The sequence below is a fragment of the Pseudomonas sp. YJ42 genome (assembly GCF_047225135.1).
In the GTDB taxonomy this organism is placed as follows: Bacteria; Pseudomonadota; Gammaproteobacteria; order Pseudomonadales; family Pseudomonadaceae; genus Stutzerimonas; species Stutzerimonas stutzeri_E.
In genome coordinates this window covers 4,569,851-4,591,447 of sequence record NZ_CP178378.1, presented here as the reverse complement: position 1 = coordinate 4,591,447, position 21,597 = coordinate 4,569,851, and the positions used below count along the sequence as shown (strand labels likewise).

The window sequence follows — 21,597 nt, the reverse complement described above, 5'->3', positions numbered from 1 at the left end:
ATTACCTGAAGGTGCTAATCAGTGTATCGAACATGGTGCGCGCAACTTGAATGATCTGAGCAGAGGCGTTGTAGTACTGCTCGAACTTGATCAGATTGGCCGCCTCTTCATCCAGATTGACTGCCGACAGCGAGTCCCGATTATCGGTGGCTTGCTTGAGAATCGCACTGGTCGCATCGCTGTCCATTCGCGCCTGAGCCGTCAGCGTCCCGACACGCTCGACGAGTTCGCCATAGCCATCGGTAAAACTTTTCCCTGAACCCGGCACGCTCGGGTCGACCCCGATCGTCTGCTTCGTCTGAAGATCCACCATTTTCAGGGCGTTTCGGTTATCCGACACGCCGTTCTGGTTGAACCCGATCGTAAAGGTGTCGCCGTCCTGAGGGCGGCCGCTAACCGTGAACGTAAAACTGTGGCCGTCGATGGTAATCGCCAGCTCGTTGGTCTGCCCAGGAGTGAAAACGGCCGGGCTCACCTGAGTCACGCCGGTGCCGGTGATGGTCGGCGGACTGCCGGCGGCATAGGTCAAAGTGATATCCCCCGGAAGCGCAGCTTTCAGCGCGGCCATGTCTACCGTCTCGGTAGTCTCCGGCTGACTGATTTGCCCTGTACCGGCGTTCTGGAGATTGCTTTGCGCCCGCACTGGCGCCGCGAATGCCAACTGATCCGCCTGGTCCAGTACCGTTTTGATGTCCGTAGCGCCGCGTCTGGTCGGTTGTAGCGAGAACTTGTCGCCTGCATTGGGAGTGCCGCTGATGGCGACCTGAAAGCCCTGATCCTTACCTGCGCTGTCTGCAAAGCTCAGGTAGGCAGGCGGGCCCGCATTCTGGGTAACGCTGATGCTCGCGTTATCACTCAGCCGCCTGGCCGAGTAATTCGTTCCGTCGAACTCCAGGCGATAATCACTGACCGCCAGGTTACCAGTATCGGTAATCCTCAATGACGCGTCGGCGGCCGACGTATTGTTGCTGAAAGCTGTAGCACGCAACCCCATCAGCGAGGGTGCGTTGTAGTCACCGAACAGGGCCGCTCCAACCTGCCCTTTCAGATCGAGCCCTTGGGTTTGCTGCGAATTGATCTGGTCGCTTATCGCAAGCGCCAGCCTGCCGAGCGAGTTCATCGTCGAGTCCAGCACTTCCTCGCGATAACGGATCAACCCGCCGAGCTCACCGCCGGAGATCTGCGAAGTAATACCCTGCCGCGAGTTGCCGCTGACAAACTGGATTTCGTAGCGGTTGGGATCGCTTTGCCCCGGCACCACTTCCAAACGGCTCACCGTGTTTCCCACGACCAATGGTTGGCCTGTACCAACGGAGATATTGAAGCTGTTGTCGTCCTGCGGCGTTACGGTGACGCCAATATAGGTCGAGAGCTGGCGCACGGCTTCGTCCCGCGCATCGAGCAGGTCGTTGGGTTGCTTGCCGTTGGCGGACGCGGTCGCGATGGCCTGATTGAGGCTGCCGATGCTCCCCGCGAGCCGGTTGATCTGATCGGTGACGGCCGACATCTGCTTGTTGGTGAAGCTGTTCTGCTCGGTCAGACGGTCGGAAACGGTATTGAATCGGCGCGCCAACCCTTCCGCTTCAGCCAGCACCAACTGGCGCGCGGGAATGTTGGAAGGGTCCTCCGCCGCCGTTTGCAATGCGGAGAAAAACTTCTGTAGCGAAGGCGTAATCCCGGTGGTGCTTCCCGCCAGCAAGGAGTCGAGCTGATCGATCTGGCTCTTGTAGGATTCGACGTCGCTGCTCAAGGAGGTGCTGCTGCGCAGCTGGCTGGTCAGAAACTCGCTGTATGTCCGGCGAATTTCCACCAGTGTCGTACCCGAGCCCACGTACCCGGCACCGCTGAATTGCGGTGTGCGGGTTGCCTGGGACGCATCCTGGCGGCTGTAGCCGGGCGTGTTGACGTTGCTGATGTTGTGGCCGGTAATCGACAGCTGGCTCTTGCTCGCGCTCAGGCCCGACAAGCCAATATTCAGTAGGTCAGCCATGGTTAGCCTCTAGTCCGTACCGCAGGGGCCGAACTCGCGTCGGCTATTGTCTGGTATGTCTGTACTTTGCGGGCGATCTGGTTGATCTTGCGCGCATATTGCGGGTCGGTCGCGTAACCGGCTCGCTGTAACTCTTTAACGAAACGCTCCGAATCACCTGACACGCTAGCCACCTGAATGGCTGGCTTGTAACGATCGTTGCTTTCCAGCAGCCGGACGTAATCATTGAAGCTGTGCTCGAACGAGTCATATGCACGGAAGCCTGCTACCTGCTTGGTTGCCTTGCCGTTGACATACTCGGTCGTAGTTACAGTCGCGGACTCACCTTTCCAACCCGTAGCCTTGATACCGAACAGGTTGTGACTGTTGGTGCCGTCCGTCTGCTTGATCATCGACTTACCCCAGCCGGTTTCCAGCGCAGCTTGCGCAACAAGAAAACGTGGCTCGACACCGAGACGCTTGGCCGCCTTTTCCGCCATCGGCAGCATGGTTGCGATGAACTCGGCAGGTGAGCTGAAACGCGTCTTGCTCGGTGCGCTCGGGGCTGTCGTCTCAACGCCGTTGATGGTCAACGGCGCGTCTTTGGGGGCGGCGAATGCAGTGGCCGGCTTCCAGTCGAGGTTGACCAGCGGCTGGACGCCGCCGCTCTGGTTGGGCTGTTCGGCCTGGGAGTTCGTGGCTGCAACTTCAACCGCTGCACGCTCGGCCAGACGGCCCGGCAGCGCCAGACGACGCTGGTTGAGCAGCTGGGAATCGTTGCGCGTCGGATCCACCGCAGCAATCTTCGAGTTGGGGTTGCTCGACCACTTCGCACCCTCGGTCTGTGCCACCTGAGCGAAAGGATTCGGCTTCTCGCTCGGCGCCTGCTGCTTGGCCAACTGGCGGACCAGCACGTCGGCGAGCCCGATGCCACCGCCCTCTTTGGACAGCGTGACCGATAGCTGTTGGTCGTGCATGTCCTGGTACTGCTTGCTGGCCTGACTGTTGAGCGGATTGTCTTGCGCCATGACCTCGGTGGCCGAACGCATCGACTTGAGCATCTCGTTCATGAACAGGGACTCGAACTCCTGCGCGACCTTGCGCACGTTCTCTGCGCCGTCACGATCCTTACCTACCTTGAGCTGGTTCAGGCGGTTCAGGTCGGAGTAGCTGCCACTGTCAGGCGTACGCCGCCCGAGTCCCAGTCGATTTTCCATCGGTTCGTCCTCAGATCACGATCAGGTCGGCTTGCAACGCGCCGGCTTGCTTGAGGGCTTCGAGGATAGCCATCAGGTCACTGGGCGCAGCGCCCACCTGATTCACCGCTCGAACGATTTCATCCAGCGTGGTGCCCGGGCCGAACTTGAACATCGGCTTGGCTTCCTGCTCCGCCTTCACCTTGGAGTTGGGCACGACCACCGTCTGCCCGTCCGACAGCGGGTTCGGTTGGCTGACTTGCGGATCTTCGGAAATGGTTACCGTCAGGCTGCCATGGGTTACGGCGGCTGGCTGCACACGGACGTTCTGGCCGATCACGATGGTGCCGGTACGCGAGTTGATGATCACTTTGGCCACCGCCTGACCAACGTCGACTTCGAGGTTTTCCAGGATCGACAGGTAATCGACGCGCTGGCTCGGGTCCAGAGGTGCGGTAATGCTGATCGAGCCGCCATCCAGCGCCTGGGCCACACCCGGGCCAAGCAGCTCATTGATGTGGTCGACGATGTTCTTGGCCGTGGTGAAGTCCGGGCGGTTGAGGTTCATTGTCAGGGTCGTGCCCTGATTGAATGCGCTCGGCACCGGCCGCTCGACCGTCGCGCCACCGGGAATACGGCCGGCAGACGGAATATTGACGGTAATCCGCGAACCGTCCGCACCGCCCGCATCGAAGCCGCCCACCACGAGGTTGCCCTGGGCGATGGCGTAAACGTTGCCGTCGATACCTTTCAGCGGCGCCATCAGCAGGCTACCGCCACGCAGGCTCTTGGCATTACCGATCGACGAAACGGTGATATCGATGGTCTGTCCAGGCTTGGCGAAGGGTGGCAGATCGGCATGGATCGACACGGCCGCCACGTTCTTCAGCTGCACGTTGCCACCCGCCGGTACCTTGATGCCGAACTGCGCCATCATGTTATTGAAGGTCTGCACCGTGAACGGCGTCTGGGTGGTCTGGTCGCCGCTGCCATTGAGGCCGACCACCAGGCCGTAGCCGATCAACTGGTTGCTACGCACGCCCTGAATGGTAGCGATGTCCTTGAGCCGCTCGGCTTGCGCCGGAATGGCGACCAGGCACAGCAAGGCAACTACGATCGAGCTGAACAGTTTCATTGCCGGCACCTGCTTAGAACGGCCACAACGGGCTGATGAAGAAACGATCCAACCAACCTGGCTGGCTGGCATCGGCGAAGGCGCCAGTGCCGGAATAGGTGATGCGCGCATCGGCTATACGGGTCGAAGGTACGGTGTTGTCGGTGGCGATATCGTCCGAACGCACCAGGCCGGCAATGCGCACCAGCTCATCGCCGGTATTGAGCGTCATCCATTTCTCGCCGCGGATCGCCAGGATGCCGTTGGGCAGCACGTCCGAGACAGTCACGGTGATCGAGCCGGACAGGCTATTGCTCTGCCCCGCCTGGCCGGAACCGGAGGTGTCACGCGCCGCTTCGTACTCGGCACCGAGGCTCATGCTGTTTCCTGTCAACGGATTGGCCATCGAAACGGCGCCGCCGAACAGCGATCCGAGTCCGATATTGGCGCTGCTGTCCTTGGATATCTTCGAGTTGGAGTTCTTGCTCGCCTGCGTCCTTTCATTGAGCGTGATGGTGATGATGTCGCCAACCCGATAGGCCTTCCGATCGTCGTAGAGATTGGTCTCGAAACCCGCCTGATAGATCGCACCATTGTTCTGCGCGGCCGGCAGCGGCGTGCGCGGCAGCACCGGCGCGTAGTAAGGATCATTGGGCTTGGGCGCAGGCGCCATGCAGCCGGACAGGATCACGGCGGGCACTAGGGGAAGGACGGACAACAAGCGGCGCATATTCACCTCAATCCAGCGGCTGACAGCTGTTACAGCTGCTGGGTAACGAAAGACAGCATCTGATCGGCCGTGGAGATGACTTTCGAATTCATCTCGTAGGCGCGCTGAGTGGTGATCATGTTCACCAACTCCTCGACGACGCTGACGTTGGAGTTTTCCAATGTGTTTTGCAGGACCGTGCCCAATCCATTGAGACCGGGCGTGCTGACCTGCGGCGCGCCACTGGCAGCCGTTTCCAGGAACAGGTTGCTGCCCATGGCCTGCAGGCCGGCCGGGTTGACGAAGTCAGCGGTCTGCAGATTGCCGATAATCTGCGGCGCCGGGTTGCCGAGCGTGGTCACCGACACGGTGCCATCCTCGCCTACGGTGAATGTCTGGGTTTCCGGCGGCACGACGATGGCCGGCTCCAGGGCATAACCGTTGGAGGTTACGATCTGGCCTTCGGCGTTCAGATGGAAACTGCCGTCACGGGAATAAGAAACGGTGCCGTCGGGCAGCAGCACCTGAAAGAAGCCACGGCCGTTGATTGCCATGTCGAGCGGCTGCTCGGTGGTCTGCAGGCTGCCAGCGGTGAACTGCTTCTGCGTACCGACGATTCGCACACCGGTACCCAGCTGAAGACCAGAAGGCAGCTCGCTGTCCTGCGAGGATTGCCCGCCGGGCTGGCGGCGGATCTGGTACAGCAGGTCCTGGAATTCGGCGCGGTCTTTCTTGAAGCCCGTGGTGGATACGTTGGCCAGGTTGTTGGAAATGGTGGTCAGGTTCATGTCCTGGGCGGACAAACCCGTCTTACTCACCCACAGTGCTGGAAGCATGTTCTTCTCCTCGTACGCCGGTTTTCGGGCGCGACGCGTTAGTTACTAGCTGATTTGCAAGACTCGGGCCGCAGCGGCGCCATCTTCTTCGGCGGTGCGCATCATTTTCACGTGAAGCTCGAACTGCCGGGACAACGCCAGCATGGACGTCATCTCTGCCACCGCATTGACGTTACTGGCCTCGAGAAAGCCCGAAGTCACACGGACCGCAGCGTCGGCCTCGACGGGCTGGCCATCCTTCATCCGGATAAGCCCGTCGGTACCCTTCTGCAACTGCTTCGGATCGGGGTTGACCAGCTTGAGGCGGTCGACCGTCACCACCACGTTCGGATCCTCGCCAAGCGCTCGGATACTGATGGACCCATCGGCGCCGATTTCCACTTTCTCTTCCGGCGGCACGGCAATCGGCCCAGCATTGCCGAGCACCGGCAAACCGTCGCCGGTCCTGAGCATGCCGAGGGTGTCGATATTCAGACTGCCAGTGCGGGCATAGGCCTCACTACCATCCGGTGCCTGCACCGCGATCCAGCCGTCGCCTTCGACCGCCACATCAAGGTCTCGACCGGTTTCTTGCAGCGTGCCGGCACTAAAGTCCGTTCCCGGACGCTCCGACATCGCATAAACACGCGCTGGAAAACTGTCACCAAAAACCTGCATCGAGCGCGCCTGTTCGAAGTCGCGTCGGAAGCCCGTAGTCGAGATGTTTGCCAGGTTGTTGGCATGTGCCTGTTGGGCGCGAGCGTTCTGGCTCGCCCCCGTCATTGCTACATAAAGCATCTTGTCCATGGAACCTCCGTAACACACGAATTGACGCTAATTGAATCTGCACATAGAGACTCAGCAAGACACATGCCAACCGCACGAACGATAAGTAAGTAATTGAAAAACAATAAATTTTCTATATAAAAAAAGGCCCCGAAGGACCTTGGAAAAGCGAGGCGGCAGTTTCCCGCCACCTCGACCCATATAGCAAAACCGTTAGCGTAGATTGATGATCGTCTGAGTGATCGCACTCTCGGTTTCAATGGTTTTGGCGTTCGCCTGATAGTTGCGCTGCGCAACGATCAAGTTGACCAGCTGGTCCGACAGTTCGACGTTGGAATCTTCCAGCGCACCGGCCTGCAACGAACCCAGCGTACCGCTGCCAGGCGGATTGCGTACCGGCTCGCCAGATTCGAATGACTGCACCCATTGCGTCTTGCCGACCGGGGTCAAACCCTGAACGTTGGCGAAGTTAGCCAGAATGATCTGCCCCTGCACTTTGGACTGACCATTGGTATAGCGAGCAAAAATCTCCCCACTCTCGCTGATTTCTAGGCCGGCCAGCTCACCGGTGGTGTAACCATCCTGGCTTACGCTGTTGACTGCGAATGCGCTGGCGTATTGGGTCGAACCCCGCATGTCGAGCGCCATGTCCAACCCAGCAGCTGGCGCCGCGTTATTCAAGGACCATGTCCCGTCAGTGTTCTGGACAGCAGGCTGCCACCCAGCTATCGCGGTGCTACCGCTGGCCGGGTTGACAAGACTTCCCGAAGGGCTGAAGGCAAGCGTTGTTGTGCTAGGTGCAGTGCTGTTCACCGGATCAGCGGGATTCCGCCCATCTATTAGCACGTTCATCTGCCAGGTGTTGGCAGTACCGGTTTTGACAAAATACTGCGTCATGACGTGCGCATTACCCTGCTCGTCATAGATGTTTGTCGACGTCGATGAGTTGTAGCTCAGCGGGTCGGCTGGATCGAACGGGGTGTTAACCGGCTCGGTATTGGTCGAATTGAGGTTGAACCCCTGGGTGATCTTCGTCGTCGCCTTCGGCTCCTGACTGGCGGTCTGGATTTTCAAGTCGCTCACTTGACCCGTCTGGATATTACCGTTGCCATCAACCGAATAGCCCTGCAAGTTGTAGCCGAAGTTATCGACCAGATTGCCTTCCTTGTCGGTACCAAAATAGCCGGCGCGGGTATAGCTCAATGCACCGTTGTTGCTGACCTGGAAGAAGCCGTTGCCATTGATGGCCAGATCCAGCGCGTTTTGCGTGTAGTTGATATTGCCCTGATTGAACTGCTGCGAAACGTTCGCCAGCAGAACACCGCTACCCTGAGGATTTTTACCTGTGCCGAGCACAGACGAGGCATAGACATCGGCGAACTCGGCGCGCGATTGCTTGAAGCCCGCCGTACCGGCGTTGGCGATGTTGTTACCCGTGACATTAAGATCTTTGCTGGCGGCACGCATGCCGCTGAGGCCGATATTGAACGACATGAATTGCTCCTGTTACCGGACGCGCCGGTAGTTACTGACCGATAACCTGAACTTTAGACAGGCCGATACTGCCGATACCGGCGAGGTTGAGCATCAGCTCACCTCCGTTCTGTCCGAGCGTGACGCTGTCTACGTTGGCGGGAAGCAAGGTGTACAGCCCCTTGGTTTCGCCTTGATAGGTGGCTTGTGCTTCGAATCGGTAGGTTCCCGGCGGCAAGGTTTTGCCGCTCGAATCCTTGCCGTCCCACATGAACGAAACGTTGCCCGCTTCCTGCTGGCCCATGTTGATCCGGTTCACTACCGTCCCGGAGCTGTCATAAACGTTGACCGATACGTTGCTGCTGGTCGTGGGCAATACCAGGCTGGCCTTGAAGGTTTCGCTGGTGTCGACCACCGCCTTGTCTGTCGGAACGATCACCTTGCGACCAACCAGTGAGGAGGCCTGTAGCGCCTGGGATGACTGATATCCCGACAACATGGTTTCCATGCTCGAGTTCAGCTTCTCAACCCCTTCTACCGTGCTGAATTGCGCCAACTGAGCAATGAACTCGCCATTTTCCTGCGGCTCCAGCGGGTTCTGGTTGTTCAACTGAGTCACCAGCAATTCGAGAAACTCGTTCTTGCCGAGATCGTTGCTTTTTACTTCGCGATCCTTGATCTGATATTGGTCGAGTACCGAACCGGTACCGCCAACGCCGCCTGTTGTGCTCATGGCAATCTCTCGTAAGGGTTACTGGCCCAGGGTCAGTACTTTCTGCAGCATGGTCTTGGCCGTGTTCATCAGCTCGGCATTGGTCTGGAACGAGCGACTGGCCGAAATCATGTCGGCCATTTCTTCCACCACGTTGACGTTCGGGTAGTAGACATAGCCTTCCTCGTTCGCCGCCGGATGGTTGGGTTCGTAGCGCGCCTGCAGCTCACTCTGGTCTTCCACCACACCGAGCACCTGAACACCGGCACCTGCCTGGTCCTGCTCGGAGAACAACGACTCACTTGGCGAGCCGTTGGCCTGCTGCAACAGGGTGGCGAATACCGGATGACGCGCACGATAGGTCTGGTCGACACTGGACGACACCGTCTCGGCGTTGGCGATATTGCTGGAAATAGTGTTAAGGCGAGTGCTCTGGGCGCTCATGCCGCTGCCGGCAATATTGAATACGCTGCTAAGGGACATAGGTTTCGCTCCTTTTATTCGCCGCGCAGGGCGCTCATAAGCCCCCTGAACTTACCGTTGAGCAAGGTGAAGCTGGCTTGAAAGTCGATGGCGTTCTCGGCGTAGGCGGCCTGCTCGACCTGAGCATCGACGGTGTTCTGGTCCAGCGATGCGTGAGCAGGTGTGCGGAATCGCAGCCCCGGATCAGCGATCTCCATACCTTCGGCAGCGATATGCTTGCTGCTGGTAACGGCGACCCCAAACCCACCCTGATTTTTACTGTTCTGTGCGGCGAGGACGGCGCTGAAGTCTAGGTCGCGTGCTTTGTAATTCGGCGTATCGGCGTTGGCGATATTGTTGGCCAACACCTCGGCACGCTGCGCGCGAAAGCCGAGCGCCTTTTCGTGGATTCCCAGTGCTTTATCGAAACTGATGCTCATGATCTGGCCCTCTGCCGGATACAAGTCTGCCTAGCAAACCACCAGCAAAGGCCGTGCCACATACTCAATCTATTGATTTATAAGAAGTTTACTTGAGACCGTTACAAGCAATGCGTCAAAAGCGGCAAGCCCTTTCCAGGCTTTTGCCGCTTAGTCACTCGTAACCGACAGATTTCTGCCGCGTCGTCGCGCAGTCGCTAGGCGACTGGAGCACTACTTCGCTTTATAGATGATGCCTGGGCTGCACTGAATCATCTGGTACAGCTCGGGCAAGCCGTTCAGCGCCTCGGATGCCCCCAGGAACAGGTAGCCGCCTGGTTTCAAAGTCGCGTGGATACGCTTGAGAATGTCCTTCTTCACATCGGCGGAAAAATAAATGAGGACGTTGCGACAGAACACCACGTCGAATTTTCCCAGAACTGCGTAACTGTCGAGCAGGTTCTGTACACGAAACTCGACGCGGCTGCGAATAGCAGGCTTGACCACCCAGCGCCCAGGCGTCTTGACATCAAAATAGCGCTGCAGCCGCTCGCTTGATAAGCCTCGAGCAATAGCAAGGCTGTCATATTCTGCCGCTTTGGATGCGGCAAGCATGGCCCCCGACAATTCGGTGGCCACTATTTGTACCGCAGGCTTCGGTTGGCTAGGACTGCTGCGCTCATATTCATCGATGGACATCGACAACGAGTAAGGCTCCTGCCCCGATGAACAGGCCGCTGACCATATCCGCAAGCGCTGACCTGGAGCGCCTTTCAGCAACTCCGACAGAATACGGTTTTTGAGCACCTCGAACGGATAGGTGTCGCGAAACCATAGCGTTTCGTTGGTCGTCATCGCATCCACGACCTGCTCGCGCAAACCGCTACGTGGCTGGGCCTGAATCTTCCTGACCAGCTCTCCCAGACTCTTGAGCCCTTGCTGCTCCATCAACTTATTCAGCCTGCTGGATACTAGATACTGCTTATTTCCGCCGAGCAGGATGCCGCAAGTCTTCTCTAGGAATACTCGGAACTGATCAAAATCCGGATCACCTGACACTAATAATGCCCACCAGTCGTATTGAGAGGACGATGCCTCAATTGTTATCCGTAGTCCGGATCCGTTCTATCACTCGATTGGCCAGATCGTCCGCCTGAAATTTGGCAAGAAAATCATCTGCACCGACTCGCTTGACCATGCTCTGGTTGAACACGCCGGAAAGCGAAGTATGCAGCAGAATATGCATATCACGCATAGACGGATCCTGCCGCACCTCGGTCGTCAGCGTGTAGCCATCCATCTCCGGCATCTCGATGTCGGAAATCATCATCACGAATTCCTTGGATGGCTTCTTACCGCCCTCAACGAGCTTTCTCAGATAGTTCAACGCCTGACGACCATCGTTCTGCGCCACTACCTCGATTCCCAGATTCTGTAGACAACGAATAACCTGTTTTCGCGCAACAGAAGAGTCATCGACGACCAGAACCCGGCTAACGGACGCCTTGCTACTGGTTTCCTCATCCGCAATGCCTACCGACAGTTGCTCGGATACAGGCGCTACCTCGGCCAGGACCTTTTCGACATCGATGATCTCGACCATCTGACCGTCCACGTGGGTCACGGCTGTCAAATAATGATCATGCCCAACACCCTTCGGAGGCGGCAGGATAGCCTCCCAGTTCATGTTGACGATCCGTTCGACGGAACGCACCAGAAAGCCAAGCACTTTGGTGTTGTACTCGACAATGATGGCGAAGCTATTGGATAGATCCTGTAGCGCCGGTTTTCCGGTGGCCAGGGACAGATCGAGGATCGATAGCGTATTGCCCCGTATGTTTGCGACTCCGCGAACGACTGGACTCGACCGAGGCATGACGGTCAACCGAGGGCACTGCAGGACCTCTTTGACCTTGAATACGTTGATGCCATAGAGCTGCTTGTCATCCAGACGGAATAGCAGCAGCTCCAGGCGATTTTGCCCGACCAGCTGGGTACGCTGGTTAACCGAATCCAATACACCGGCCATGCCAGTTTCCTCTTGCGCGCAAAATGGACGTTCAGATGCCATGAAAGCTTGGACTAACGGCACGTCCCTTGCTTCTCTCATGTCATGAGCAAACAGATGACTTTTTTCCGGCGTCCATGCAATACGCTTTTCCGAGCGATCCTGCTATCGGTTTTATGCGGGCTGAGCCAGTTTGCTGTCTCAGCGAGCGTGACACGACCTGAACAGCTTATCGACGCGACCCGCGAATTTCTTGAGCGGGAAGTAACCGACTATTTGCAGCGTAGCCAAATTCGAGCGCGCCACGAAATCGAGATCAACAGGCTCGATCCACGCCTGCGCCTGGCGGCCTGTGATCGTCCTCTGACGGTCAAGCTCGAAAGCCCCGCGCAGCCGATCGGCCGCACCACATTGCGAGTCAGTTGCGAAGGTGCTGCCCCCTGGTCCGTTTTCGTCCCGGCACAGGTCCATTTGTTCCGCGAGGTTATTGTCGCCCGGCGCCCGCTGGCCCGTGAGAGCGTTGTGGAACAGGCCGATGTTGCACTTGCCGAGCGTGACGTCAGCGTACTGACTCAAGGCTACTTGACAGCATTCGATCAGGTGCTGGGCAACAAGATCACCCGTAGTGCCCTCCCGGACCAGGTGCTTGCCCCTACGTACATTTCTGCTGCCGAGGTCGTTCGTAAAGGCGATCAGGTAGTAATCAGCGCGAAAAATTCAACGATAAATGTGAGAATGCCTGGAGAAGCATTGTCCGATGGCGCACTCGGTACCCAGATTCGGGTCAAAAACCAGCGATCCGGGCGAACGATCAAGGCCCGCGTCGTCGGTCCCGGCCAGGTGGAAGTTGATATGTAGCGGAGATGAGATCGACGCCGCCGCCATCTGCAAAAAAAGCTAAAGTTTTCTGAGGCATTGCCGAAAAGCAGGCAAGCGTCCTGACTTATTCGAGGTTTCGATCATGGCTATCGATTTCAACCGGCCCAACAGCGCCGTCAATTCACCCACTAGCGGACGCAGCCCCAACGTCCAAAACACCGAACGCCCCGGAGTTCAGCAAACGCCTACCGATGCAGCGAAGAGTACTGGCAGCGCATCGGTATCCGGCGAAAGCGTCCAGCTGAGTCCCGAAGCACAGCGCCTTCAGCAGACGTCGGAGAAACTGAATCAGCAGCCCGTCGTTGACCAAGAACGTGTAGCTCAGATCAAGCAGGCCATCGCCGATGGCAGTTATCAGGTAGATAGTCAGCGAGTAGCATCGAAGCTACTGGCGTTCGAAAGCCAGCGTTGAGTTTTGGCAGTTAAGGTAGCCAAGCGTCAACGCGTTAGAGGCCACTATGCAAGACACTGAATTGCTTCAGCAGCTCGTCGAAGATATCGGCACCGCCCGGAAGCTTCTTGAGCTCACCGATGCAGAATACCAGGCGCTCGCTGAACGCGACCTCTCAAGGCTCGAACAGCTGCTCACACAGAAACAAGCGCTGCTTGCGCTACTGAATCAACATGGTGCCCTTCGCAGCCAGACGCTAGCCACGGCACAGCTAAGCGCCGACAGGAGCGGTCTGTTGGCATTTGCCGCAAGTTCGGCACTCGGCAAGGACATTGTCGATCAGGCAGAGCAACTCGACGGAATCCTTGAAGCCTGCCGAAACGCCAACGAGCGCAACGGTAAGCTGATCCGCGCCAATCAGAATGCAGTGGGAAGCATGCTGAAGGTGCTGCAGGGCACCAACCAGGCACCCGACCTTTACGACCGTCGCGGCGCTGCTGCCAGGAGCGCCAATCATCGTCCGCTCAGCCAGGCTTGAAACACACGCAGCCCAATAAAGGCAAAGTGCTATCATGCAGCCGACGTCGTTACATGCCGGAGAGCAGAGCTAAGTGTCTAATCCCTTCGCTGAGGATGAAGGTCCCCAGCCTCCTCAAATACTTAAGACCGCAGTTGAGGTCCATGCGAACCTGCGATTGCTGCTGGAAAACCGCATCCCGTTATTGGTTCGCTTCACCGAACGCAATCAGCGCTATCAGACCTATCTGATCGAGATAAACCGCGAAAAGGGTTGGATTGCCTTAGACGAACTCATTCCGAACGACGGTGAGAGAATGATGACCGCCGGAGAGCCGTTCCAGATCGAGGGCTACTACGAGGGTGTACGCGTCGCCTGGAATAACGAGCACGCCGTGCACCTTGGCGAACTGGACGACGCACGCTGCTACTGGACTCCGCTGCCCGGCCAGATCATTTATCATCAGCGGCGTAACGCTTACCGAGCCCAATTGAGCGGGCAGCCTATCGCCGTCGAACTAAGCGGTAAATCAATCAAAAAACCCCTGGAAGGCAAAGTGCTGGACATGTCGGCCACCGGCTGCAAGCTGAGCTTCCAGGGCGACGTACAGCACGGTCTCCAAGCGGGTCGGGTATATGAGCAACTTTCCGCCAAATTGCCCTTCGGCACCATCACAACCGCAGCCGAGCTACGCCACGTTATTTTTGATGAGAAGCTGGACTTGACCTTCTGTGGGATGCGCTTCTATCGCATCAGTGGCCTGACGCAGCGACAGATCGAGCGATTCGTCTACCAGCTCCAACGCGAAGCACGACGAGACCAGGCAAGCGACCGTTTTAGCTGAAGTAGATTTACGCGCGCTATCGCTGAACATGCAGCACAACGAAACAACCGCAACAAGCGCCTCGCTATCCCGACAAGCCGAGCCGGCGTACAGCCTCGGCGCCTTGCACCTTGTCCTCTCCAGCCCTAGCGGCTGCCATACGGCACTGACAGTCGTTTCACGCATGCGAAAAAACTGGCGTCCCAGGCGAGGTTCGAACTCACAACCTTCCCCTTAGGAGGGGGATGCTCTATCCAATTGAGCTACTGGGACGCATGGCGGCAGCATGTTAGCGGGCCTTGGCTCGTTTGTCATGCTTGCTGCGGCACCCATGGCATCAACCAGACATCAAAATACCGAATACAAATTCACCCCCACTCGGTCATTGCAATCTGCACGACAGTATTTGACCGCATCATGCAAAGCGCATGAGATCGGCTTATTGATGAACCGTAAGCCATTGAAATAACACAGTTTTTTGTGAGCAAATCCTGGCACGGCGAATGCTTAAGTCATCCAGACCATTTATGCGAAGGAGACGCCGATGCTACGCCCAGCCTTTCTGTTCAGCACCGCGGTTCTGGCTACTATCACTTCGATGCAAGAAATGCCAGGCCCGGATCGCTTTCCAGCCGCACTACCACAACCCAGCGCACTAACCACACCAAGGCTGTCAGCCCCGGCGCAGACCATCAGCCAGGAAGTAAGCAAGCCTGTGCAGCCGCAACGCTGGGTCTTTTAAGAGATAAGTTTTAATCGCCACAGGTTCCACACGGAGATAAAAAATGTCTGTCTATGGTTGCTTGTTCCTTTTACTCGGCGTTGCTTGCGGTGTTTTGAGCATAGGGGCTAGCCTCCCGGGACTTTGGGATACGCTTGTCGACTGCGGTACCGTCCTTTTCGGGACGCTTTTCGTCATATCCCTAGCCCTCGGTCGGCGGATCAAGTTCGACCCCGTCCTACGCTAGGATGAACGGTTTTAAAGGGCCAGATCAGCGGTAGATCACAGTAAAGGCTATTGGCCACCACCCAAAACCTTTACTGTTCATTTTGTCGTCGTATAATTGACGTCATTAAGTCGTCTAGCATCTTTTTCCTAGGTCGTGGAACAGCAACCGCTGTTTGGTGTCAGACCGGTGACTAGAACGGCAATAAGCCACCATCGCCCACCTGACTAACCGGTTTACTATGCGCCCTATGAAGCAGGCAGTTTATTCCAGCCGCACGGCTGACAAATTCGTGGTTCGGCTACCAGACGGGATGCGCGAGCGTATCGCCGAGGTTGCGCGCAATCATCATCGCAGCATGAACTCTGAGATCATCGCCCGTCTGGAGCAAAGCCTTCTCCAGGAAGGCGCACTTGACGATGATTCGGCTATGCGCCTAGATAGCCCGGAACTGACGCTTCACGAGCGTGAACTACTTCAGCGCTTCCGCCAACTCGCCCACCGACAGCAGAACGCCCTGATTTCCCTGATTGCACAAGATACCGAAGCCGCAAAAGACGAAGGCTGACAATACCGGTAGCCTGCGGAAGGGTCCAAACGCCTCGGTTCAGCCGGGGCGTTGTCGTTTGCCATTCTTGCCGGTGATCATCCTATCCAACTTTCTGGCTACTTCGTTCCATCCGATACTGACCGAGCGACATCTACGCATCCGCAAAAAAAATGCCCTGCATCTCATCGATACAGGGCCTTATTCTTTAGCGCGACCAGCGAAGCTGGCCGCTGTCTAGCCTACAAAACTCAGCAATATTCCTGCCGCAACTGCCGAGCCAATCACGCCCGCCACGTTAGGCCCCATGGCATGCATGAGCAGGAAGTTCTGAGGATTTGCCTCGAGTCCTACCTTATTCGACACCCGTGCAGCCATCGGCACGGCCGATACGCCTGCCGACCCAATCAGAGGATTGATCTTGTTCGTACTGAACATGTTCATCATCTTGGCCATCAGCACGCCTGCTGCAGTGCCGCCGCAAAAGGCGAGCATTCCGAGCAATAGAATCCCAAGCGTCTTTAGCTGTAGAAAGGCTTCGGCCGACAACTTGGACCCAACCGTCAGCCCCAGCGCGATGGTAACGATGTTGATCAAGGCATTGCGCGAAGTATCAGCCAGGCGATCGACCACGCCGCACTCACGCAACAGGTTACCAAAGGCAAACATGCCCACTAGCGGAGCTGCATCGGGCAGCAAAAAGCCAACCATCAAAGCAAGCATGAGCGGGAAGACTATTTTTTCCGCCTGCCCGACATGACGCAGCTGCGTCATGACGATGGCGCGCTCCTCCTTAGTTGTCAGCGCACGCATGATGGGCGGCTGAATCAACGGGACCAGCGCCATGTAGGAGTAGGCAGCCACGGCGATTGGGCCCAACAGATGCGGCGCGAGCTTCGCAGTGACGAAGATCGATGTCGGGCCGTCAGCCCCCCCGATGATAGCGATTGAAGCCGCCTCGCGCAGGGTGAACTCCATGCCCGGAACCCCCATCGCCGCCAGCGCCAAGGCACCGAGCAAGGTGGCGAAGATACCGAACTGCGCCGCCGCACCGAGCAACAAGGTCTTGGGATTGGCGAGCATCGGACCGAAGTCGGTCATTGCTCCCACACCCATGAAAATCAACAACGGAAACACGCTGGTCGGCAGACCGACTTCGTAGAACAGATGAAGAATGCCGGCACCCTCGGCCATGTTGGCGACCGGAATGTTGGCAAGCACGCCACCAAACCCGATCGGGATCAGCAGCAAAGGCTCGAACCCTTTGCGAATCGCCAGATAGATCAATGCCAGGCACACCACGATCATCAGCAGCTGACCGGGCTCCAGGTGATACAAGCCGGTGCTGTGCCATAGCTTGAGCAACTTATCCATGCAGCACTCCTTAAGCGATGGTCAGCAGGCTGTCGCCTACGGACACCGCATCGCCGACCTTGACGTTCACACCGGAGATGGTGCCGGCCTTGAATGCACGGATTTCAGTTTCCATTTTCATGGCTTCGAGGATGATCACGAGATCGCCCTCCTGCACCAACTGACCGGGCTGTACGAGCACCTTGAAGATATTGCCAGCCAGCGGTGCGGGTTGAGGCTCGCCAGCGCCAGGGGCAGGCGCGGAAACGGATGCGGACGTCGCGCCCGGCATATCACCGAGCGGCTTGAGCCCTTCGATGTCGCCGCCTTCGTTGACCTGCACGACGAACGACCGGCCATTGACCTCGACGGTATAGACCTCGGGGGCGCCAGGCTCGCGTGGCGCCTGCTCGTTACCAGTTGGCATTGGCTCGAAAGCGGCAGCATTGCCCCGGTTCTCGAGAAACTTGAGACCAATCTGAGGAAACAGCGCATATGTCAGAACGTCGTCAATTTCATCCTTAGCCAGCGTAAGGCCTTTGTCCTTCGCCAACCCTTTCAGCTCTGCAGTCAGCTTGTCCATTTCCGGTTGCAGTAGATCGGCAGGACGGCATGTGATGACTTCGGAACCATCTAGCACGCGCTGCTGCAGTTCGGTATTGAAAGGGGCCGGAGCAGCGCCATACTCGCCCTTTAGGATGCCTGCAGTTTCCTTTGTAATGGACTTGTAACGCTCACCGGTCAGCACGTTGATCACCGCCTGAGTGCCGACGATCTGCGACGTCGGCGTTACCAGCGGGATGAAACCGAGGTCTTCGCGAACACGAGGGATTTCCGCCAGGACCTGATCGAACTTATCGAGGGCGCCCTGCTCCTTCAACTGGCCTTCCATGTTGGTCAGCATGCCACCTGGCACCTGCGCCACAAGAATTCGTGAATCGACCCCCTTCAGTGTGCCTTCGAATTTGGCGTACTTCTTGCGCACCTCGCGGAAATACGCAGCGATCTCTTCCAAAAGCTGCAGATCGAGTCCCGTGTCCCGCTCGGTGCCCTGAAAAATCGCTACCACTGATTCGGTCGGCGAGTGTCCATAGGTCATCGAGAGCGAAGAGATGGCGGTATCGACGTTATCGATTCCAGCCTCAACGGCCTTGAGGATTGCCGCGGTCGACAGGCCCGCCGTCGCATGGCATTGCATATGGATCGGAATGGATAGGCTCGCCTTCAGCCGCGTGACCAACTCATAGGCCGTATACGGCGTAAGAATGCCGGCCATATCCTTGATCGCCACCGAATCCGCGCCCATATCTTCGATCTGCTTGGCCAGATCAACCCACATCTCCAGGGTATGCACAGGACTGGTGGTATAGGAAATGGTGCCCTGGGCATGCTTGCCCTGTCGCTTGACGGCGCGTAGTGCTGTTTCCAGGTTGCGCGGATCGTTCATCGCGTCGAACACACGGAACACGTCGACCCCGTTGATCGCCGCCCTCTCGACGAATTTTTCCACTACGTCATCGGCGTAATGCCGATAGCCCAGCAGGTTCTGACCACGCAACAGCATCTGCTGGCGGGTATTGGGCATCGCTTTCTTCAGTTCGCGAATACGCTCCCACGGGTCCTCACCAAGATAGCGGATGCAGGCATCGAAGGTCGCGCCGCCCCAGGATTCAACCGACCAAAAGCCAACCTGATCGAGTTTGCCGGCAATCGGCAACATGTCTTCGAGGCGCACGCGGGTGGCAAGAATGGATTGGTGGGCATCACGTAGCACCACGTCGGTTATACCGAGCGGCTGTTTTGCAGAAGTCATGAGCGGAACTCCCTGTTCTGAGTCAACCGCGACGCGCGCGGTGCTGATGAATGGCGGCCTGAATGGCTGCAAGAAGGTCGGCGTCCATTTCAGCCGTGACAGCGGCAGACTTAATGGAGGCAGGCTGAGTTGTCGGCGCGCTATCAAAGCGGCTGATCAACAAAGACATCAGGCGAATGCAGACAATCAACAAAACGAGGAAGATGAAGACGGAACCTAAGCCGAACAGCATAAGTTCGACACCTTCGAGCAGGAGTTCGCTGGGGGTCATCGGGTTTCCCTTTCAATCAGCAGCTCGGGCCGCCTGTTATTCGCATCGGGTTCAGGGCTTCGCCGGAGCGAAACCCGCGAACATTAGCCCGAATAACAGGCGCAAGGCAAACGCCAAGTCGCCGCAATTGGAAGGGATCAGAGCAGAAAAACAGTCGCCAAACCGAGGAAAATAAAGAAACCGCCACTGTCGGTCACTGCGGTGATCATGACACTGGCCCCCAGCGCAGGGTCCCGCCCCATCCGAGCCAGCGTCACGGGAATAAGCACGCCCATCAAGGCCGCCAGCAACAGGTTTAGCGTCATCGCTGCAGTCATTACGACGCCCAGGGACCAGCTACCATATAGCCAATAGACCACGATGCCGATAACGCCGCCCCATATCAGGCCATTCAGCATCCCGACGCCCGCTTCCTTGCGCAGCAAGCGAGCGCTGTTACCGGTCCCCATCTGATCCAGCGCCATCGCACGAACAATCATCGTGATGGTCTGGTTACCGGAATTACCACCGATGCCGGCCACTATAGGCATCAATGCAGCTAGCGCGACCAGCTTCTCGATCGAGCCGTCGAAAAGGCCGATTACCCGCGAGGCTATAAAAGCCGTGATCAGATTGACCGCCAACCAGGCCCAGCGGTTGCGCAAAGACTTCCAGACCGATGCGAAGATATCTTCCTCTTCACGCAGACCCGCCATGTTGAGCACTTCGCTCTCGCTTTCCTCGCGGATCAGGTCGACCATTTCGTCAATGGTCAAACGTCCGATGAGCTTGCCGCTCTTGTCCACTACCGGCGTGGAAACCAAGTCATAGCGCTCAAACGCTTGCGCCGCCTCGTAGGCATCCGCGTCCGGATGGAATGTCACCGGATCGCTAGCCATGACTTCAGAGACGTGCCGCTCCGGGTCATTGACCAGCAAGCGCTTGATTGGCAGAACGCCTTTGAGCACGCCGTCGTAATCGACGACGAACAGCTTGTCAGTATGTCCAGGCAATTCCTTCAGGCGTCGCAAATAGCGGAGAACCACTTCAAGGCTCACGTCCTCGCGGATCGTGACCATCTCGAAGTCCATCAGCGCACCTACCTGGTCCTCTTCGTAGGACAGCGCCGAGCGGACACGCTCACGCTGCTGCGCATCGAGGGTTTCCATCAACTCATGCACGACGTCGCGAGGTAGCTCTGCGGCTAGGTCCGCCAGCTCATCAGCGTCCATTTCCTTGGCCGCCGCCAGGAGCTCATGATCATCCATGTCGGCGATGAGCGTTTCGCGCACCGCATCGGAGACCTCAAGCAGAATATCGCCATCGCGGTCCGACTTGACCAACTGCCATACCGTCAGACGATCATCGAGCGGTAGCGCCTCGAGGATGTGCGCAATATCCGCGGGATGCAGCTCTTCCAGCTTGCGCTGCAGCTCGACGAGGTTCTGGCGATGCACCAGATTTTCGATCACAGCCTGATGCTGCCCGTCCTGGCTCTGACGATGAGCCAGATCCTCCACGATCTTGTGCCGATGAAGCAGTTCGACGACTTGCGCCAGACGATCCTGGAGACTTTCTTGCGGTTTTTTTGCTTCTACTTCAGTCATGGCGCACTCCACCCCCAGCGGTCGGAGCGCGCCAGGGGATCAATCATTCGAAACGTGATTGGCAAGCGAAAGTTTTATACGACTACTGGGCAAATCCATGAGGGGGATCCAGAAGCCCAAAAGGGCGGACCACGTGATAATACCATCGCAACCGTTAAGCCAGACCACAAATGCAGGCAATACAATTGCTTGCATCATGGCCTTACGGAGGATTGCTTGTTATCAGTGTCGACGCATTCACGTTACGGGAAGGCACGACTGCGAGGAGATAAATTATTAGCTAGGCTGGTCCGACCCATCGTCAAGGAGGACGACCGTGAACAAGCTACTCGCCGCGGGCTGTTGCGCCCTGCTTTTCGACGCCACTCCATTGCTCGCCGCAAACGTCTATCGCTGCGTCGATGGAGCAGGCAATCTCACGTTCAGCCAACAGGGCTGCCCAGCAAATCAAACCGCTCAGATCCAAGAGGCGCTCAACCCAACGCCAAGCTCTGGCAAAGCCGTACCCATGGCCAAGCCACTGGCGCAACGCAAGCGCACCAAGAAGGAAGCAACAAGATCGCTTACCGTCGTGGGGAAGCAGGACGATGGATGCGGAAACCGTATCACTGGCAATGCGAGACGCAGCGCGATGATCAGTCAGCAAATCCGCCCCGGCATGACCCGCGCCGATGTCGAAAGCACCTTTGGCGCACCTGACACCGTCACCAGCCGCAATGGACAAGTGCAATATCGCTACAGCGGCAAAGGCCGGACGCGAACCATCAGCTTCGACGAACACGGCTGCGTTCGTGGCAAGCGTTGACC

General features: G+C 57.5%; 23 protein-coding genes and 1 tRNA gene. 7 read left to right on the top strand and 17 right to left on the bottom strand.

Features of this window, described 5'->3' with window-relative positions; translation table 11 throughout:
- Position 1 precedes the first annotated feature (1 nt).
- The 12 genes from flgK to ACL0K2_RS21275 all read right to left on the bottom strand — a co-directional run bounded on the left by flgK (position 2) and on the right by ACL0K2_RS21275 (position 11,684).
- Entirely contained in the window at positions 2-1,990 is a 1,989-nt protein-coding gene (gene flgK, locus ACL0K2_RS21330) for a flagellar hook-associated protein FlgK (protein WP_045161353.1), read from the bottom strand.
- Between the two features lie 2 nt (positions 1,991-1,992).
- On the bottom strand, positions 1,993-3,186 hold the full coding sequence (gene flgJ, locus ACL0K2_RS21325; protein ID WP_045161352.1) for a flagellar assembly peptidoglycan hydrolase FlgJ: 1,194 nt from the start codon (positions 3,184-3,186) through the stop codon (positions 1,993-1,995).
- Positions 3,187-3,196: 10 nt separating this feature from the next.
- Positions 3,197-4,300, bottom strand: a complete 1,104-nt coding sequence (locus ACL0K2_RS21320; RefSeq protein ID WP_045161351.1) for a flagellar basal body P-ring protein FlgI — start codon at positions 4,298-4,300, stop codon at positions 3,197-3,199.
- A gap of 13 nt (positions 4,301-4,313) precedes the next feature.
- Entirely contained in the window at positions 4,314-5,009 is a 696-nt protein-coding gene (flgH, locus tag ACL0K2_RS21315; RefSeq protein ID WP_045161350.1) for a flagellar basal body L-ring protein FlgH, read from the bottom strand.
- 29 nt (positions 5,010-5,038) lie between these two features.
- Positions 5,039-5,824: a flagellar basal-body rod protein FlgG gene (gene flgG, locus ACL0K2_RS21310; RefSeq protein WP_045161349.1), complete on the bottom strand. Its 786-nt coding sequence runs from the start codon at positions 5,822-5,824 to the stop codon at positions 5,039-5,041.
- Positions 5,825-5,869: 45 nt separating this feature from the next.
- Positions 5,870-6,610: a flagellar basal-body rod protein FlgF gene (flgF, locus tag ACL0K2_RS21305; RefSeq protein ID WP_045161348.1), complete on the bottom strand. Its 741-nt coding sequence runs from the start codon at positions 6,608-6,610 to the stop codon at positions 5,870-5,872.
- A 192-nt stretch (positions 6,611-6,802) separates the two neighbouring features.
- On the bottom strand, positions 6,803-8,083 hold the full coding sequence (gene flgE, locus ACL0K2_RS21300) for a flagellar hook protein FlgE (RefSeq protein ID WP_045161347.1): 1,281 nt from the start codon (positions 8,081-8,083) through the stop codon (positions 6,803-6,805).
- 31 nt (positions 8,084-8,114) lie between these two features.
- Positions 8,115-8,795 carry a flagellar hook assembly protein FlgD gene (gene flgD / locus ACL0K2_RS21295; protein WP_045161346.1) on the bottom strand — a complete coding sequence of 227 codons (681 nt, stop codon included), beginning with the start codon at positions 8,793-8,795 and terminating at the stop codon, positions 8,115-8,117.
- Between the two features lie 18 nt (positions 8,796-8,813).
- Entirely contained in the window at positions 8,814-9,257 is a 444-nt protein-coding gene (flgC, locus tag ACL0K2_RS21290; protein WP_045161344.1) for a flagellar basal body rod protein FlgC, read from the bottom strand.
- Between the two features lie 14 nt (positions 9,258-9,271).
- The gene (gene flgB / locus ACL0K2_RS21285) at positions 9,272-9,676 is read right to left on the bottom strand and encodes a flagellar basal body rod protein FlgB (protein ID WP_045161343.1); all 405 of its coding nucleotides are present in this window, start codon (positions 9,674-9,676) and stop codon (positions 9,272-9,274) included.
- Positions 9,677-9,889: 213 nt separating this feature from the next.
- Positions 9,890-10,714, bottom strand: a complete 825-nt coding sequence (gene cheR / locus ACL0K2_RS21280) for a protein-glutamate O-methyltransferase CheR (RefSeq protein WP_045161342.1) — start codon at positions 10,712-10,714, stop codon at positions 9,890-9,892.
- Between the two features lie 37 nt (positions 10,715-10,751).
- Positions 10,752-11,684 carry a chemotaxis protein CheV gene (locus ACL0K2_RS21275; RefSeq protein ID WP_045161341.1) on the bottom strand — a complete coding sequence of 311 codons (933 nt, stop codon included), beginning with the start codon at positions 11,682-11,684 and terminating at the stop codon, positions 10,752-10,754.
- A 96-nt stretch (positions 11,685-11,780) separates the two neighbouring features.
- On the opposite strand from ACL0K2_RS21275, the gene flgA reads away from it, so the two are divergent.
- The 4 genes from flgA (at position 11,781) to ACL0K2_RS21255 (ending at position 14,294) form a co-directional block, all read left to right on the top strand.
- On the top strand, positions 11,781-12,521 hold the full coding sequence (flgA, locus tag ACL0K2_RS21270; RefSeq protein WP_045161340.1) for a flagellar basal body P-ring formation chaperone FlgA: 741 nt from the start codon (positions 11,781-11,783) through the stop codon (positions 12,519-12,521).
- 103 nt (positions 12,522-12,624) lie between these two features.
- Positions 12,625-12,954 (top strand): flagellar biosynthesis anti-sigma factor FlgM, encoded by a 330-nt coding sequence (gene flgM / locus ACL0K2_RS21265; RefSeq protein ID WP_045161339.1) that lies wholly within the window; start codon positions 12,625-12,627, stop codon positions 12,952-12,954.
- 46 nt (positions 12,955-13,000) lie between these two features.
- On the top strand, positions 13,001-13,471 hold the full coding sequence (locus ACL0K2_RS21260; protein ID WP_413043383.1) for a flagella synthesis protein FlgN: 471 nt from the start codon (positions 13,001-13,003) through the stop codon (positions 13,469-13,471).
- Between the two features lie 73 nt (positions 13,472-13,544).
- Complete coding sequence (locus ACL0K2_RS21255) at positions 13,545-14,294, top strand: flagellar brake protein (RefSeq protein WP_045161337.1); 750 nt, start codon at positions 13,545-13,547, stop codon at positions 14,292-14,294.
- 175 nt (positions 14,295-14,469) lie between these two features.
- Here ACL0K2_RS21255 and ACL0K2_RS21250 read toward each other — a convergent pair.
- Positions 14,470-14,546, bottom strand: a tRNA-Arg gene (locus ACL0K2_RS21250).
- A gap of 512 nt (positions 14,547-15,058) precedes the next feature.
- Here ACL0K2_RS21250 and ACL0K2_RS21245 point away from each other — a divergent pair.
- A complete protein-coding gene (locus ACL0K2_RS21245) occupies positions 15,059-15,241 on the top strand; it encodes a PA3371 family protein (protein ID WP_045161335.1) in 183 nt (60 codons plus the stop codon).
- Positions 15,242-15,461: 220 nt separating this feature from the next.
- Entirely contained in the window at positions 15,462-15,788 is a 327-nt protein-coding gene (locus tag ACL0K2_RS21240; protein ID WP_045161334.1) for an Arc family DNA-binding protein, read from the top strand.
- 216 nt (positions 15,789-16,004) lie between these two features.
- Here ACL0K2_RS21240 and ACL0K2_RS21235 read toward each other — a convergent pair whose 3' ends face one another.
- The 4 genes from ACL0K2_RS21235 to mgtE all read right to left on the bottom strand — a co-directional run bounded on the left by ACL0K2_RS21235 (position 16,005) and on the right by mgtE (position 20,790).
- Positions 16,005-17,141 (bottom strand): sodium ion-translocating decarboxylase subunit beta, encoded by a 1,137-nt coding sequence (locus tag ACL0K2_RS21235; RefSeq protein WP_045161333.1) that lies wholly within the window; start codon positions 17,139-17,141, stop codon positions 16,005-16,007.
- A gap of 10 nt (positions 17,142-17,151) precedes the next feature.
- A complete protein-coding gene (gene oadA / locus ACL0K2_RS21230) occupies positions 17,152-18,933 on the bottom strand; it encodes a sodium-extruding oxaloacetate decarboxylase subunit alpha (protein ID WP_413043382.1) in 1,782 nt (593 codons plus the stop codon).
- A 22-nt stretch (positions 18,934-18,955) separates the two neighbouring features.
- Positions 18,956-19,204: an OadG family protein gene (locus ACL0K2_RS21225; RefSeq protein WP_045161331.1), complete on the bottom strand. Its 249-nt coding sequence runs from the start codon at positions 19,202-19,204 to the stop codon at positions 18,956-18,958.
- A gap of 137 nt (positions 19,205-19,341) precedes the next feature.
- A complete protein-coding gene (mgtE, locus tag ACL0K2_RS21220; RefSeq protein ID WP_045161329.1) occupies positions 19,342-20,790 on the bottom strand; it encodes a magnesium transporter in 1,449 nt (482 codons plus the stop codon).
- A gap of 316 nt (positions 20,791-21,106) precedes the next feature.
- Here mgtE and ACL0K2_RS21215 point away from each other — a divergent pair, with 316 nt between their 5' ends.
- Positions 21,107-21,595, top strand: a complete 489-nt coding sequence (locus ACL0K2_RS21215; protein ID WP_413043381.1) for a DUF4124 domain-containing protein — start codon at positions 21,107-21,109, stop codon at positions 21,593-21,595.
- Positions 21,596-21,597: the final 2 nt, after the last annotated feature.

Coding starts and splice junctions, on each gene's coding strand:
- flgK (WP_045161353.1), bottom strand. CDS start 1,990: ATGGCTGACCTACTGAATATTGGCTTGTCGGGCCTGAGCGCGAGCAAG.
- flgJ (WP_045161352.1), bottom strand. CDS start 3,186: ATGGAAAATCGACTGGGACTCGGGCGGCGTACGCCTGACAGTGGCAGC.
- ACL0K2_RS21320 (WP_045161351.1), bottom strand. CDS start 4,300: ATGAAACTGTTCAGCTCGATCGTAGTTGCCTTGCTGTGCCTGGTCGCC.
- flgH (WP_045161350.1), bottom strand. CDS start 5,009: ATGCGCCGCTTGTTGTCCGTCCTTCCCCTAGTGCCCGCCGTGATCCTG.
- flgG (WP_045161349.1), bottom strand. CDS start 5,824: ATGCTTCCAGCACTGTGGGTGAGTAAGACGGGTTTGTCCGCCCAGGAC.
- flgF (WP_045161348.1), bottom strand. CDS start 6,610: ATGGACAAGATGCTTTATGTAGCAATGACGGGGGCGAGCCAGAACGCT.
- flgE (WP_045161347.1), bottom strand. CDS start 8,083: ATGTCGTTCAATATCGGCCTCAGCGGCATGCGTGCCGCCAGCAAAGAT.
- flgD (WP_045161346.1), bottom strand. CDS start 8,795: ATGAGCACAACAGGCGGCGTTGGCGGTACCGGTTCGGTACTCGACCAA.
- flgC (WP_045161344.1), bottom strand. CDS start 9,257: ATGTCCCTTAGCAGCGTATTCAATATTGCCGGCAGCGGCATGAGCGCC.
- flgB (WP_045161343.1), bottom strand. CDS start 9,676: ATGAGCATCAGTTTCGATAAAGCACTGGGAATCCACGAAAAGGCGCTC.
- ACL0K2_RS21275 (WP_045161341.1), bottom strand. CDS start 11,684: ATGGCCGGTGTATTGGATTCGGTTAACCAGCGTACCCAGCTGGTCGGG.
- flgA (WP_045161340.1), top strand. CDS start 11,781: ATGACTTTTTTCCGGCGTCCATGCAATACGCTTTTCCGAGCGATCCTG.
- flgM (WP_045161339.1), top strand. CDS start 12,625: ATGGCTATCGATTTCAACCGGCCCAACAGCGCCGTCAATTCACCCACT.
- ACL0K2_RS21260 (WP_413043383.1), top strand. CDS start 13,001: ATGCAAGACACTGAATTGCTTCAGCAGCTCGTCGAAGATATCGGCACC.
- ACL0K2_RS21245 (WP_045161335.1), top strand. CDS start 15,059: ATGTCTGTCTATGGTTGCTTGTTCCTTTTACTCGGCGTTGCTTGCGGT.
- ACL0K2_RS21240 (WP_045161334.1), top strand. CDS start 15,462: ATGCGCCCTATGAAGCAGGCAGTTTATTCCAGCCGCACGGCTGACAAA.
- ACL0K2_RS21235 (WP_045161333.1), bottom strand. CDS start 17,141: ATGGATAAGTTGCTCAAGCTATGGCACAGCACCGGCTTGTATCACCTG.
- oadA (WP_413043382.1), bottom strand. CDS start 18,933: ATGACTTCTGCAAAACAGCCGCTCGGTATAACCGACGTGGTGCTACGT.
- ACL0K2_RS21225 (WP_045161331.1), bottom strand. CDS start 19,204: ATGACCCCCAGCGAACTCCTGCTCGAAGGTGTCGAACTTATGCTGTTC.
- mgtE (WP_045161329.1), bottom strand. CDS start 20,790: ATGACTGAAGTAGAAGCAAAAAAACCGCAAGAAAGTCTCCAGGATCGT.